Raw genomic sequence first — 14,998 nt, 5'->3', positions numbered from 1 at the left:
CCATTCTGATATGGGTTGACTCTAAAAAGCCACTGATTTCAGTGGCTTTTTTATTATCTAACGTTTTATCTTTTTATTAATAGGTGGCAACCTCCCTACCTCACCTCTTAAGTCACATCCACAATACAAAGTACCTTTCTACAGAGCCCTTTAGATAGACACTTCGATTAGAAAAGAACGCTTATTACTACACCACTGCCACTTAACCGTTGTAAACAATATCGCTAAGATCGAAGCATAACTCGGTGACATTTCGGCCTTTTGTTTTTAATTTCATGTGTTTCACTATTGATCTCACGTGTTTCACGATTAATTTCAGGTGTTTTGAGTAAATAAATCAACAATTTGACTAGATTCGTCGCGAAATTGGATTAGAATCACACTTAGAGGAAATTGCTGAGCCGATACCGCCTTTTGACCCTGTAATTAAAGCAAGTTTTTTCATTAATGATTCCATCCCTTACAAGCAATTAAATAACAATGATGTTAATAAGATAATGTCTTAGTTGATAATTAAACTTTACGTTTTGCTTTAATTAAACCCTACAACTAAAAATCAAAAAGTATTATTACAAATAGATAATATTTTCGCATTATGATTAAAAACTAGACTTACATCCCAAAACCAATGAAATGTTAAATACATGTAAACAAACGCAAAACTCTGATATTAATAAAGTTTATTTAATTTCAGTTTTATCACCAAGCAGATAAGCCTTTGTTAATATGAGATAAACCTATATCTCTCAGCTTGTTTCAAGAAGAATGCAATGTGGGAATTTGAAATGATTGATCATGAGAATAATAGGAAAGACCTTATTACTCATTAATAAATATTTAATGATGGTTATATATAATCTTCAATATGAATTGCAGGGTAAATAGAAAAACAAGCATTATAGGTAGCATAAAAAAGCCCACTCAATCTATGAGTAGGCTTTAGTTAATATCTTGGAAAAATAGAGTAATTAAAAGTCAGTGACGAATACCCATATTAAATGGGAATCGGCTCCTACTTCGTGAATGTTTCATTAGTATTTACATCTAGATAAATTTTGTTTTCAAGAGACAACCCACCACAATAAATAAAATAAACATCTCGGTTACTGTATTTAACTGATTTAACCCAACCGCCTAACTCTTCAAAATCACTTGGGTCGCACTCCCCTTCAGAGATAAGTTTAGCTACCGTGTTGCGGAACTTCTCTTGATGGAGCTTCAGATCATCGGATTTAGATAAGTATGAATCTAGTATCTCTCTGTTTTCTTGCTCAGAGATAATCACTTCATCACTAGATAGCCCAGACATTGAAATCCATTCCGCCGTCTGTGGTCCGCCTTCCTTTAAAACAATATAGTCAGAGATACGAGCCCATTCGCCTTGCTTCTCTAGTAGTTCGACCTTTTCACCCTTATAAAGATAGTCGGTTATCAAACCATCAATTTCGGGCTGCTCGACTACTTTTAGTTTTTTATCTAAAACGTAGAACTCAGTCTGTTCTGGCTCAGGCTGAGTACTAGTGAGGGATGCAAGGTCAGATTCAGATTGCGCCGCGACTTCAACAGCCGGCGCTTCCTCTTTCTCTGGCGGAGTGGGGTCTTTTTTCATGACGAAGAAATAGTATGCAGCCCCTCCTCCGCCCAATATTAATAACACAAGTAAAGCGATCAGCGCTTTTTTCATCAAATCCACCAGCTCTTCCGTTTTAGGTATGTTTCAAGTGTACATCAACTCATGTTGCTGCTCATCTATACTCTTAATAGAGAGCGAGTTAAGTAGAGGTAAATCATGAATTTTTTGGTGAAGGTTGTCATTATAAGTGTACCTCTGAGTGCCGATATCGCGTTAGCAGACCATTGTGACCGTGAAAACTGGCAAACACTGTTAGATCGCCAGTTATCATTTGAAGAACGCTATAATCAATACACCAAAGAATTTAACCAAGTTCTCTCGACCTATGAATCACAAACGTTGCTATCGAAACATTTCAACGAAAAGCAGATCATTGGGCTTTGGGCAAAGTACGAACAAAGATTTAATGTGCAGCTCAATAGTCATATGAATACCGCTTATGATGTCTCTGAGGTTCTATTAAAACAGGCGTATATTGTGTCTACAGAACTAGATGGAGCGGAGTCTCTAACGCATTCGTGGCAAACCATAGCTAAACACTGCGCTAAAGCAAGACTACCGCGTCAAACAGAAAGTGCACAGGTACACGTACAAAGCTCACAATCACTCTCGCAAGATCTTTATACACTCAGTAAAAAATTTCGTCAGCTCTCTTCAAAATACCGTAAAGAAGCGACGATGATTGACGAAGCTCGCCACACAAACCAACCGATAAACGATGTACAAAACTGAAATGATTACTCACTTGCTTAACTTGATTATCCCAATAATCATAGTTCGAACAAACCAACACATTCAGAAATATAATCAGTCAAAGCTTTATCAATAAGTTGTAAAACTAATGTGGTAACTATCAACAATGACGTTCAATTTCCGACCAATGCAAGCGACTATGTGAGATATTCATCACAAAATAGATTTACAAACGCCAGAAAATTGTTATCATGATTATTCATATAACTTAATAACAAGAAATATTTTGGCTAGGTAATATGCAAAAAACTATGGCTTTCAACTGCTTGAGTAACACGGAAGGGACTGCAGAGATAAGAGGTAAACTTTTATCTGTCGCTAAACACATGGAAGAGTTCGGTTCAGTAAGTGAGCTAGAGCTATGTAAGATATTTGGAGAGACGATTTGGAATGACGGTGTGGATTATCATTCACATGCTTTTTCATTCAGAATCAACGCTCAAACCGGGGATTGTTCAATCTCTAACTTTAAGTATCACTAAGTTTTGCACCTATCATATACGGAGTACCTTTCACGAGGTGCTCCGTTTTTTATTGTTGCGTATCCGCATTCGTCAGATAGCCGTTAATAGCGACCGTACTTCCTATTAGTCATAAAATCATTTCTTTTTCAGCTCATGTCATCGGGCAGCGTGTCACCTACCTACGGCTTAGTCGGTGTAAACTGTTAGTTCGTATAGACAGTTTGTTCGTATAAACCGTTAGCTCGTATAAACCGGAAGTGGCGCATTGCCTTTCACTTGCCTAATCGCAAGATGGGTATGTATGTCTTTTACGTTGGAGAGTCGCTGTAGCTTTCTGGTAAATGCTTCGTAAGCCATCAAGTTAGGGCTGACAACTTCTAACAAGTAATCGTAAGCCCCAGATACAACGTGGCAGCTGATGACCTCTTCCATCTCGACAACCGCACTTTCAAATTTATCAATCGACACTTCTTGGTGGTTGTTCAAGCTCACCTCAACAAACACGCTCATTGCGATGCCGACCTGTTCCCGTGACAGGCTCACACGGTAGCCATCAATAATCCCTTTTTCTTCCAGTCTTTTGATGCGCCTCGCGCACGGTGAAGCCGATAAGCCAACTTCATCAGCTAACTCAGCGGTGGTTAGCCTGCCGTCTTTCTGAAGCAACTCAAGAAGATGTCTATCAATCCTATCCATAGCAAATACCAATTATTGGTTAAATTTGTTAACAATTGACAAGATATTAGCAGAAATCATCAACAATAACTTAAGTTAGAACAAAACTTGCCAACCTGTGGCACACCAAGTACCCCATAATGAGTCATCATCCACTTTCCTTGTTTATTATGAAGCTTGGCTACCTATCTATTATTGTCACTCTGCTCATCTGGGCGAGCTTTTTCCTTTCTCTTAAAGGCGGCGCAAATTCAGACTTAACACCTGCAGACATCGCACTGACTCGATTCCTCATACCAGCATTGGCGCTATTACCTTTGGTGTGGAAAGCACGTAGCACGATCGCTGCTGTCCCGAATCGATACTTGGCCGGTATGTTTGTGGGGTGCGGGTTACCTTATTTACTCGTTGCAGGAACAGCCATGCAGTTCGTTCCGGTATCACACGGGAGTGCTTTAGTTCCGGGAACGCTTCCTCTATTCGTAACAGGGATCGCGGTACTCTTTTTTAAGCAGCCGCTTAGCCGACACCGTGTCGTTGGTTTAGGTCTGGTTTCGCTTGGGATATTGTTGTTTCTGGGAAGTAGCTTAAGCAGCTTCAACTTTGAATATACCAAAGGTCACGTGTTGTTTTTGTTTGGCAGCTTGATGTGGGCGACTTTTACCATCTCAGCACGTGTTGCCAACCTTAATGCGCTCGTGAGTGCAGGTTTTATCTCATTCTGTTCCACCTTGCTGTTGCTGGTCCTTATCCTTACAGGAACCCTCCCTAGCCATTTAATGAGCACACCAATTGCTCAATGGCCAGTCACAGAGCTTGCCACACATTCAGCGGTGCAAGGCGTCGGTGCAGGCTTAATAGCGGCATTCACTTATCTCTATGCTGTCAATACATTAGGAGCAGAGCGCTCAGCCGCCTTTGGCAGTGCAACACCCGCCGTTGCAACTTTGTTGGCGATCACACTGTTTAACGAGATTCCAGATACGATGACTTGGTTAGCGCTTGGTTCAATTTGTATTGGCAGCTTGGTCGCGAGTAACATTTTCATGAGAAACGACCAGTCTATGCAATATCAACCGCCAAGCCATAGCAAAGCCTGATACTGCGTTCAAACCTAAATACAGTTTCCCTAAACATCAATTTTAGGGCTTGTAGTACATAGATAAGCCTACAAACGTAGGCTTATCTAAAATCTGCTTTTTCTGAACTCGCTTCTCCATTAAACTGTCTGACCTTTTTGCAGATCCAAGAGAACACCATGCAACGCGATTACACTTTAACTTGCTTAAACAACATGCCTCGTGAAGAACTAGAAGAATTTAGTTTAAGAATGATTCATCGCCTTGTCCCTGAAGATGCAATGACGGAACTGTTTACGTTCGAACAGGAAGAAGTGACCAATGACGAGCGTATGCAATCAGCAAAATTTGATGCGATGTTGCGAATGACAGCAATCGCGCTAAGTGAAGTGAACCTTGCGTTTAGTGAGTCGGATAACTCACAACAAAACATCGAGCGCATGACTCGCCTATTACTTTGGCACTTCTATGCAATGTCGTTCAACCTTGAACAAGCGATCAGCCTTGAAACTCACTGTGACAAAGTCGAGCAGATTTTGTTGAAAGCACCGACAGAAGCATTTGGTTGGGTAAAAGAGCTCACAGAGTTGCTGCACTTCTATGCAAAAGTGAACGAAGAAAACGACGCTAAGTAAAGAGCACTAAGTCACGGGACGAATTGAAAAAGCGCATATTTCCAATTCTGCTTCAAACACTCCAACTAGTTGCTCGCTCCCCCTTGGACAAGTCGTACAGGTTCTAAATCGAAGAAACCTACAACACTCGAAACCCGAGGTCTGGTGTTAAGCTGACCAAACGCAAAAGGCCCAATCGACATACCGACTGGGCCTTTTATCTGATGTGTCAAAGTTCTCTCACGAAAGCTCAATCGATTTCAGCTGAGCGAACCATACACCACCAAATTAGAATGCGTAGTTTGCGTCAACAAGTTCGCTTACTTCAACTTTGCTTACTTCTGCGCGAGCTTCAAGCCACTGCGCTACTTGCAGTTGCTCTGCTTCTGTCACTGAACGGTAGCGCTCAATAGAACATAAGAAACCTTCGAACAGCTCTAAACCACCGCCACCAAAGCACAGGCCGATGCTGTCGATAAAATCGATAAATTCATCGATGAACACATCGTATTGGTCAAAATCAGCAATCGAAGTCGTGCAGCTTACTTCAAAACCTAGAATAGCGAATTCACCTAGGTATAACTTCTTGCGTAGGCGGCGATTTTTGTTTTCGATTTTATCTAATTTCATAACTGTCTCTCTTTTCGTTTGATAAAGCATTTATACACAGTTCTTCGTTAATTCCCAAGAGTTTTGTATTGCACGAGAGGCTTAGCAGCAAAAATCGTGCTACAGAAACAAAACCTTAATCAAAACTATAAAAATCTGTCACTTAACTGCTTCACGATTGCTCACACATCAGCCCAAGTTATTAACCAATTCATTAGTAAATGGGTAAGTCATAAATAACGAATAATAAAGTCAGCCAACAGGAAGCAGTCCCGATGAGCAAGGAAACATTTGATAGCACTCGTTTTAACAAGAGTAACAACAAGCCTTTCGAAGAAGTTCTAGATGCGAACCTTTCAAGAAGAAACGTTCTGAAAGGCGGTTTAGGCATCAGTGCAATGACCGCATTTGGCGCGTTTGGTTTAGCGGGTCACAGCACGGCTAACGCTGCGACAATGCAAGCAACGGGCGCACAAAAAAGCACTGCAACACTGGCATTCGAATCGGTTAAAGGATCATTGACAGACAGTGTCGTTGTGCCGAAAGGCTACACAGCACAGGTATTAGTTCCTTGGGGTACCCCACTGAACAAGCAAGGCAAGGCTTGGTTAAAAGATGGAACCAACAACGCACAAGATCAAGCGAACTCACTGGGCATGCACCACGACGGCATGCACTTCTTCCCGCTTGATGGCAACAGTAACGACGGCTTGTTGGTGATCAACCACGAATACATCGACCAAAAAGCACTGCACACTAATGGTCCAACATACGATGAAGGCAACCGCCCTAGCCTTGATGAAGTACGCAAAGAGATCAACGCGCACGGCGTGAGTGTTGTTCGAGTAAAACTTGAAGGCAACCAATGGGTGATGGTCGATAACGATCCACTGAACCGCCGCTACACAGGCGCAACCGTAATGGATCTATCTGGCCCTGTTGCTCACAGTGAATTTACCAAAACCAAGTTCTCACAAGACGGCAGCCAAGCTCGTGGCACGTTAAACAACTGTGGTAATGGCTACACGCCATGGGGCACTTACCTAACGTGTGAAGAAAACTGGCCGGGTTATTTTGTTAACAAAGGCGAGACAACGCCAGCACAAGAACGTATTGGTATCGCAACCGACAAAACACGTTACGGTTGGGACACGCTTTCAGGCAATAAACAAGAACGCTTAGACGAGTTTGCACGCTTTGACGTAACACCAAGCGCTGATTCGCCGATTGATGACTACCGTAACGAAGCACATGGTCACGGCTACATTGTCGAAATCGACCCATACACAGCGAACTCTCGCGCTAAGAAACGTTCTGCACTGGGTTGTTTCCGTCATGAAGGTTGTACGTTTGGCAAACTTACTAAAGGTGAGCCTATCGTGTTCTATTCTGGCCACGATTCTCGCTTTGAATACCTGTACAAGTTCGTTTCTGAAGCGAAATGGGACCCACGTGACGCAGAGCCGAGTAATCGGCTAAGCGCGGGTGACAAGTACATGGACAAAGGCACGCTGTATGTGGCTAAATTCAATGATGATGGTTCAGGTACTTGGCTACCGCTAACTCTGAGTAGCAAGACGACAAACGGTGGCAAGCTAGGTGATTCATTTGACTCTCAAGCAGCTCTTATCATCAACACAGCAGGCGCCGCCGACCTTGTAGGCGCAACCCCTATGGATCGCCCAGAATGGTGCTCTGTTGACCCAATGACAGGTACGGCTTACCTAACGCTAACTAATAACAACAAGCGTAAAGAAGCGAACTCTGCGAACCCTCGCGTAGACAACAAGTTCGGTCATGTTATTCGTTGGGATGAAGGCAAAACAGCAGGTGAGTTCGATTGGGATATCTTCGTATTTGGCTCTCCAGCAGTGGATGACAAGTCTATTAACCGCTCAGGTCTAACAGACATGAACCAATTCGCGAGCCCTGACGGCTTAGCGTTCGATGCTCGTGGCATTCTCTGGATTCAGACGGATAACGGCGCAGACGAAGTTACTGGCTACACCAATGACCAAATGCTGGCAGTGGTTCCATCTCAGCTAACGGATGACAACGGCAACAGCGCGGTAATTGATGCAAACAACCAAGCACAACTTAAACGCTTCTTTGTTGGTCCAAACGGTTGTGAAGTAACTGGCTTTACCATCAGCCCGGATTTCAAATCACTGTTTGTGAACATTCAACACCCAGCAAACTGGCCATCGTCTCAAGATGCAACCGCACAAACTCAAGGCAACGTTCGTCCAAGAGCATCTACCGTTGTGATTCGCCGTGAAGACGGCGGTGAAATCGCAGTTTAATACGCAAATCTAGCTAAGATCATCAACCTTACTATTATCTAGTTTCTGTTCGCTAGCTAAGTAAAATCAAAAAGAGCGATAAGGCTAAATGCCCTATCGCTCTTTTTTTAAATTCTATACGATCTTTGATTCAACTAATGATCTGCGGCTTTGTGAACTGCTCTTCACCCCAAACCAAATCACGCACCGTCATCCTCGAGAAGGAGGAACGACTGAATCGGGATCTCAAACCGTTACCGCTGATCACAATTAACTCACGAACAACCAAACACCAACACCCATCATCAGCGTGCCAGCAATACGGTTCATCAACTTAACGTTATCGGCTTTGCCCAACATATGCTTTAAGCTCTTTCCGCCTGTCGCGTATAAGGTCATGCAGACAAATTCAGAAACCAGAATAATAGACACTAAAATGAACAACTGCGGCGCTAAGTCTTTATTACTGTTAATAAAAGGAGGCAATAAGGAAATCATAAATGCCCAGCCTTTAGGATTTGCGATTGCCGTTACGAAGCCTTGCACCACCAAATCCCAATCATTGCTGACTTTGGTTGTTTGGTTATCAGTGCTGATCGCTAATTTGCCTCTCGAACGCCACATCTGAACGCCTAAATAGAACAAGTAAGCTGCACCAACAAACTTGAAGCCCGTAAATAGCCACGGGTAGTTCAACATAATAGATGCAATACCCAATACCGCAGCAATGGAAACCACAGCGACACCGGCCAGTTCACCGATCATCATCCATAATGTACGTTTGTATCCAACACTCATTCCAAGTGTCAACGCCAAAGTCATACACATACCGGGCGTGATTGACACGAAGAAAAACGTGGGAATAAAAGCCCAAAGTAGTGCGCTATCCATATTATTACCTTACTGGCTTATTTTTATTTAGTGGCTTTTGCTTCTTGATCGGACTTGAAATGAAGCGATGTTGAAACGAAGTCGTGATGACAATAACCAATATTACGAACAATACAAACAAAAAGAGCCACATAACAGTGGCTCTTTTTAGTCACCAACCGTAATTACTTACGACGGTTTTTAATTCGCTTCATCATAGTCAAACGACGTTCAGCGCTTGCTTGATCTTGAGGCTCTTCGTTCGCGTTGTTCTTACGACCTTGGCGGTTTTTGTAAGCCGATTTAGTGTTCAGCTTCTCGATGTAAGCATCACGTTTCTTCGGTTCATAACCCGGTTGTTCAACACGGCGAATACGTTGTTGAATCAGTTTTTCGACTTGAACAACAGTCAGCTCTTCTTCGCGGTTAACAAAAGAGATTGCATGACCTTGTTTACCAGCACGACCTGTACGACCAATACGGTGAACGTAATCTTCCGCTAGGAAAGGCATGTCATAGTTAATTACGTGTGGTAAGTCTTCGATATCAAGGCCACGTGCCGCAACGTCGGTTGCAACCATTACGCGCGCTCTGCCTTCTTTGAAGTCATCCAACGCACGACGACGAGCACTTTGCGCTTTATCACCGTGACAAAGTACCGCTTTAATGCCGTCAAGCTTGAGCTCTTTAACTACATCGTTTGCTGTTTCTTTGTAGTTCACGAAAACAAGCACTTGACGCCAGTTTTTACGACCGATCAGCTCAGAAAGTAACTCTGTTTTACGCTCTTGATCAACTGGATACACCACGTGACCAACAGTTGCAGCCGTTGAGTTTTCACGCTCAACACTGATACGTTTTGGTTTACGCAGAATATCAACAGACAGTTGGTTTAACTGAGTAGAAGTCGTTGCAGAGAACATCATGATTTGCGGTGATGTTTCTACATCTAGCATGATCTTACGAACGGCATTGATAAAGCCCATATCAAGGATACGGTCAGCTTCATCAAATACTAGAAATTCTAGGTTTGCGATAGACACGTTACCCGCTTCTAAGTGCTCTTCTAAACGGCCTGGTGTTGCAACCAAAATATCAACACCCAGTTCTAATTGACGAACTTGTGAAGACATTTTGTTACCACCGTAAACCGCTGAAACGCTTAGTTCAGTGTATTTAACGTAGTCTTTAATGTTTTGAGCGATCTGCGCAGCTAGCTCTCGAGTTGGAGCAAGAATAAGACCGCGAGCCGTTCCTCTAGACGCCTTTTTACCGCTGTTCAAAAGGTGTTGGATAACAGGCAATGAAAATGCCGCTGTTTTACCCGTACCGGTTTGAGCAGTAGCAAAAATATCATGGCCTTTACGAGCCATTGGAATCGCTTTTTGTTGAATTGGAGTGAGTTTTTCATAACCACACTCAGTCAACGCTTTGACTAATTCAGGAGCAAAACCTTGAGAGGAAAATGACATTGTTACGGGTTCCTTAAGCAGACAGCCTACATTCTTATTTCAGCCGAGCACTATAAAGTAATTAGAGTGATTTATCTCACATTTATCGTGATATAACGCAAACTTTCTCATTTAATCTGGTGTTTACCCCACCTTCAACGAAGTAAACACCGAGATCATCAGTTCAAACAGTAAAAATGGCGCTATTTGATGCCACACAGCTTGAGTAGAATCTGCTCGAGATCGTCCCAAGGCATTAACTGCGAGTCGATCACTTCAAGACGAGACTCAAAGCCATCAAGGGAAATTTCATTCACTGACACCACTTGATTCGCCACGTTAAACGCATAGCAACCTTGTTCAGTATTCACCACGGCTTTTACACGCTCAGCCGTAAGATCCGACAGCATTGAAAACAGCGCATCAAAGTCGAACTTATGCTCTGCGCCAAATAGCCAACCGCAACTGAAATAGCCCTGTCCTTTATTCTCTTTACGGATGAAAGCTTCACCGGGAGGAAGTTGGAATTGAGGCTCTTGCTCAGCGTGATCGTGATGATGCGCTTCAATATGAGAGGACGCACTGCCGTATACTCTTTCAATGTCCAACACTTCCAATGGCACTTCACCATCGTGAATTAGCTTATGGAAGACTTTTGCTGGCGTTTGATCCGTCACCCAATCATTGAATGCGTCGATATCTTCAGAGTGAACCAAATCTACTTTGGTTCCGATAATCACGTCAGCACTATCTAATTGATCATTGAAGTTCTGATTAGACGTATATTTCTCAATCGACAGATTTCTTGGGTCAACCAAACCTAGCGTCGCTTTTAGGTCAACGTAAGGTGTGTATTGCTCTGAAGTTAACGTCGCAATAACCTGCTTTGGATGACCAAGCCCTGTAGGTTCAATCAATAAACGGTCTGGCTTTTGGCGCAGCAAAGCATTAATGCCCACTGACGTAGGCACGCCCGCAGTACAGCACATGCAGCCACCCGGTACTTCTTTAATTAAAGCACCTTGGTCTGTCATTAATGCGCCATCAATACCGATTTCGCCGAACTCATTAACTAGGACAGCCCAGTTTTCATTCTCAGGTTTATTTTTGAGCAGGTTCAAAATAGCTGTCGTTTTGCCAACACCCAAGAAACCCGTAATTATGTTTGTAGGAACTTTTTTGGTCATATCAGTTCTCCTTTTTTTAGGAGTATATACACAATCACGGAGAAATTGACCCCAATCGCTTGTTTATACGGAGAATGATTTAAGCCAGAAGTTGTATGAGTGTCACTAGAAAGGGGGGAACTATGAAAAAGGAATGCTCCAGACGAACTAAAGGCGTACTTACTCAGTACGCCTCACCCTCGTTACTCAATCGTGAGTTCGCGAATCAGGAAGCCTTAAATATCGACCTGAACATTTAACGAGGAACTAAAACTTTATTCTGAATCCATCCAAATTGTGTGTAAAACCTCACTTCTCCTTGCGGTTCGTTATGTTGCTTTACGATTTAACTATGGTTCATTTTTTGGGATATTCAAGCCGCCACCGGAGAATCGATCAAAATTGTGACGGCGATTCAACTATTGCCTATAGATTCCATTTATGTAACACGTATATTCCATAAATGAAATTCAACTTTGCATCTTTGCTGCTATAGGATATGCAGAGGACGCGTATAATTTATTGCAGTCCCGCCTCAACCCATTCAGGAGCCTTATCTCAATGACCAGAAGAGAGAAAATTAAGCAGTCCCTACTCGCCAAAATGCCAAGGGATGCTATTAATCAATTTCTCTCAAGAGATAAAACACCCGCTTCCGTTCTCTTTCTTTCTTGTATTGTAGGTGTACTTGCTGGCGTGGTAGGTACCTATTTCGAAGTCGCGGTTCATTTCATCACCGAAACTCGTACCGATTGGCTTAAAGATGAAATAGGTAGCTATTTACCTCTTTGGCTCGCCGCTTTCCTTATTAGTGCTGCATTTGCCTTTATTGGTTACTTCCTTGTTCACCGTTTCGCTCCAGAGGCTGCAGGCTCAGGCATCCCTGAAATTGAAGGGGCGATGGACGGTATGCGCCCTGTTCGATGGTGGAGAGTATTGCCAGTAAAATTCTTTGGCGGTATGGGCGCATTAGGTTCTGGTATGGTTTTAGGCCGTGAAGGACCAACCGTTCAAATGGGCGGCAGTATTGGCCGCATGGTCACCGATATCTTTCGAGTCAAAGATGACGACGCCCGACATTCACTATTGGCTTCGGGTGCCGCAGGTGGTTTGGCCGCGGCATTCAACGCACCACTCGCCGGAATCATGTTTGTAGTCGAGGAGATGAGACCGCAGTTTCGCTACTCACTCATTTCAATTAAAGCCGTCATCATCTCCGCGGTTTCAGCCAATATTGTATTTCGTTCGATCAATGGCCAATCTGCCGTTATCACAATGCCTCAATACCAACCGCCTGAACTGGATGCTCTGTGGTTATTCTTGTTGTTAGGCGTATTGTTCGGCCTGTTTGGTGTGATTTTCAATAAGCTGATTACACTTTCGCAAGACCTGTTTGTGGCAATACACAAGAATGATCGTAAACGCTACTTAATGACAGGCTCCCTGTTGGGCGGTTGCTTTGGCTTATTGCTGCTCTATATACCCGAGTTGACTGGCGGTGGTATTGGTATCATCCCAAATATCACTAATGGCAACTACAGCGCAAACGTACTGCTGTTAATCTTCTTAGGGCGCGTGCTCACCACGCTACTTTGTTTCGGCTCTGGTGCACCGGGTGGTATCTTTGCACCAATGCTTGCTCTAGGAACACTCTTTGGTTACGCGTTTGGACTTATCGCGGCTGCATTCTTTCCTGAACTGAACATAGAGCCGGGTATGTTTGCGATTGCTGGCATGGGCGCCTTATTTGCCGCCACCGTGCGAGCGCCTATCACTGGCATACTGTTGGTTATTGAAATGACCAATAACTACTACCTCATCTTACCGTTGATCATCACCTGCTTAGGCGCGGTAATCATTGCTCAGATGTTAGGTGGTCAGCCAATTTACAGCCAACTACTTAACCGTACGCTGAAAAACGAGAAACTAAGACAGCAAGATCTCCCTCAGCAAGAGGAAGTTCGTTAATTACATTGAAAACGTCAGTTCAAATGTGGGACTTAAACGTAACTCGTTAAGTTCCACTAATACAGTCAAATTCCACTACTACAATAAGCAAACCAAGCTCAATATTTATAGAACACTCAAGAAAATCAAAAACACTTTCATCGCGCTTTATATATCAATTTCGAATCAAAACCTTAAAAGCAAACGTTAAACTTGCTATTATCCACGAAATTATTTACATGCCTAACAACACCGATTGTGAGCATGACTGAACGTTTTGATTAGAGTATACGTTCTACATTTAACTGAGTGGAGCAAGTCGTTGAACTGGAGAAGATTAACCCAAGTAAAGAATGTTCCACCATCTCAGGCGTCTTTAGCACTTGGCGTTATAGGGCTGGGGCAAGCTTGGGCATTATATCTTCCAGGGGTTGGTGAGCTTATTCGTCCTTACCTTGCTGCGTTTGGCGCACTGTTATTGCTGCCCGTTTTACTTCGTTATCTCACAAGTTTTGATACTTTTATCAATGACATTCGCCATCCACTTAGCGGAAGCTTAATGGCGCCGATGAGCATGGCGTTATTGATTCTATGTGACTATCTCGCCGAGATATCTCCAATAATCGCCTATCCAGTCTGGTTCTGCGCGTTGTTATTGCATTTTACCATGATGGTGTTGTTCTTTAGTTTCCAGATCCTCAATTTCAAAATGTCGAACATTGTGCCGAGTTGGTTCCTGTATCCCGTGGGGTTAATCAGCAGTTCCTTAGCAGGTACACAGTTTGGACACACCGTTTTTTCAGAGACACTGGCGGCCACTTGTATCGGTATCTATTTCCTAATGCTGCCAGTGGTGTTGTACCGCTTGGTATTCGAAGGAAACCTGCCACGTCGAGCAAGACCAACACTCGCAATCATGGCGGCTCCGGTTAACTTATCTTTAGCCGCTTACTTGGTGAACTTCGACAACCCAGATCCGATTCTGACAGGAGCATTGGCTGGCATTGCTATCACCATGACTCTATTGATTTACTTATGTTACATCCGTCTAATGCGTCTTAAGTTCCAACCTTCGATTGCAGCCGTCACCTTCCCGTCCGTGATCAGCGCCATTGCGATGCACCGCTTAACCACATTTTTCGGTGCTGAATACCCACAATGGTATTGGCTGCATAAATTCGGCTTCTTTGAATTAACCATCGCGACCATCCTAGTGATTTGGGTGGCAGGCGGTTATGTGAAAATGTACTGGCCTGAGTTTTTTGATTCTGATTACATGTCCAAAAAGGTTAAGCGTTCTTAAAACGAACACCAGAAGATCTTACCCTGATCACCCCCTACTCCAATCTCCAATTGTCTCTCGCTGGACAAACCAAACGAAAAAAGGCCTCACAATGTGATAATGCCGATCAGTTAAAGCCAAAGTGATCGGTTGAAGGATCCTTCCGAGCTGTC

Annotated in this window: 13 protein-coding genes; 7 read left to right on the top strand and 6 right to left on the bottom strand. The window is 43.3% G+C overall.

Translation table 11 applies throughout. The features are described 5' to 3' along the window. Positions 1-1,012: 1,012 nt before the first annotated feature. A complete protein-coding gene (locus AB6C75_RS10815) occupies positions 1,013-1,693 on the bottom strand; it encodes an SH3 domain-containing protein (RefSeq protein WP_372107764.1) in 681 nt (226 codons plus the stop codon). Between the two features lie 96 nt (positions 1,694-1,789). Here AB6C75_RS10815 and AB6C75_RS10810 point away from each other — a divergent pair, with 96 nt between their 5' ends. Together AB6C75_RS10810 and AB6C75_RS10805 are read left to right on the top strand one after the other, a co-directional pair. Next, the gene (locus AB6C75_RS10810) at positions 1,790-2,365 is read left to right on the top strand and encodes a hypothetical protein (protein WP_012600510.1); all 576 of its coding nucleotides are present in this window, start codon (positions 1,790-1,792) and stop codon (positions 2,363-2,365) included. A gap of 260 nt (positions 2,366-2,625) precedes the next feature. Next, on the top strand, positions 2,626-2,868 hold the full coding sequence (locus tag AB6C75_RS10805) for a hypothetical protein (RefSeq protein WP_009845471.1): 243 nt from the start codon (positions 2,626-2,628) through the stop codon (positions 2,866-2,868). Between the two features lie 219 nt (positions 2,869-3,087). Here AB6C75_RS10805 and AB6C75_RS10800 read toward each other — a convergent pair whose 3' ends face one another. Beyond that, positions 3,088-3,546, bottom strand: coding sequence for an Lrp/AsnC family transcriptional regulator (locus AB6C75_RS10800; protein WP_102250017.1), 459 nt, complete (start codon positions 3,544-3,546; stop codon positions 3,088-3,090). 149 nt (positions 3,547-3,695) lie between these two features. Between AB6C75_RS10800 and AB6C75_RS10795 the strand changes: the two genes are divergently transcribed. Continuing rightward, positions 3,696-4,625, top strand: a complete 930-nt coding sequence (locus AB6C75_RS10795; RefSeq protein ID WP_372107775.1) for a DMT family transporter — start codon at positions 3,696-3,698, stop codon at positions 4,623-4,625. 158 nt (positions 4,626-4,783) lie between these two features. Then, on the top strand, positions 4,784-5,239 hold the full coding sequence (locus tag AB6C75_RS10790; RefSeq protein ID WP_372107763.1) for an exoribonuclease R: 456 nt from the start codon (positions 4,784-4,786) through the stop codon (positions 5,237-5,239). A 267-nt stretch (positions 5,240-5,506) separates the two neighbouring features. Here AB6C75_RS10790 and AB6C75_RS10785 read toward each other — a convergent pair whose 3' ends face one another. After that, positions 5,507-5,848: a YggL family protein gene (locus AB6C75_RS10785; RefSeq protein ID WP_004731398.1), complete on the bottom strand. Its 342-nt coding sequence runs from the start codon at positions 5,846-5,848 to the stop codon at positions 5,507-5,509. 254 nt (positions 5,849-6,102) lie between these two features. On the opposite strand from AB6C75_RS10785, the gene AB6C75_RS10780 reads away from it, so the two are divergent. Further along, on the top strand, positions 6,103-8,130 hold the full coding sequence (locus AB6C75_RS10780; RefSeq protein WP_372107762.1) for a PhoX family phosphatase: 2,028 nt from the start codon (positions 6,103-6,105) through the stop codon (positions 8,128-8,130). 249 nt (positions 8,131-8,379) lie between these two features. Here AB6C75_RS10780 and AB6C75_RS10775 read toward each other — a convergent pair whose 3' ends face one another. The 3 genes from AB6C75_RS10775 to AB6C75_RS10765 form a co-directional block, all read right to left on the bottom strand. Further along, positions 8,380-9,000: a LysE family translocator gene (locus AB6C75_RS10775; RefSeq protein ID WP_065675441.1), complete on the bottom strand. Its 621-nt coding sequence runs from the start codon at positions 8,998-9,000 to the stop codon at positions 8,380-8,382. A gap of 164 nt (positions 9,001-9,164) precedes the next feature. After that, positions 9,165-10,451, bottom strand: a complete 1,287-nt coding sequence (locus AB6C75_RS10770; RefSeq protein ID WP_012600498.1) for a DEAD/DEAH box helicase — start codon at positions 10,449-10,451, stop codon at positions 9,165-9,167. Positions 10,452-10,633: 182 nt separating this feature from the next. Beyond that, the gene (locus AB6C75_RS10765) at positions 10,634-11,617 is read right to left on the bottom strand and encodes a GTP-binding protein (RefSeq protein ID WP_372107761.1); all 984 of its coding nucleotides are present in this window, start codon (positions 11,615-11,617) and stop codon (positions 10,634-10,636) included. 540 nt (positions 11,618-12,157) lie between these two features. Between AB6C75_RS10765 and clcA the strand changes: the two genes are divergently transcribed. Beyond that, a complete protein-coding gene (clcA, locus tag AB6C75_RS10760; RefSeq protein WP_029225590.1) occupies positions 12,158-13,564 on the top strand; it encodes a H(+)/Cl(-) exchange transporter ClcA in 1,407 nt (468 codons plus the stop codon). A gap of 301 nt (positions 13,565-13,865) precedes the next feature. Continuing rightward, positions 13,866-14,846, top strand: a complete 981-nt coding sequence (locus AB6C75_RS10755; RefSeq protein ID WP_029222915.1) for a TDT family transporter — start codon at positions 13,866-13,868, stop codon at positions 14,844-14,846. The last annotated feature ends 152 nt before the right edge of the window (positions 14,847-14,998 follow it).

This window comes from Vibrio sp. 10N.237.312.B06 (assembly GCF_041464685.1).
GTDB classification, from domain to species: Bacteria; Pseudomonadota; Gammaproteobacteria; order Enterobacterales; family Vibrionaceae; genus Vibrio; species Vibrio tasmaniensis_A.
Note: the sequence above shows the minus strand (reverse complement) of the source record. Positions and strands in the feature narration are given on the sequence as shown.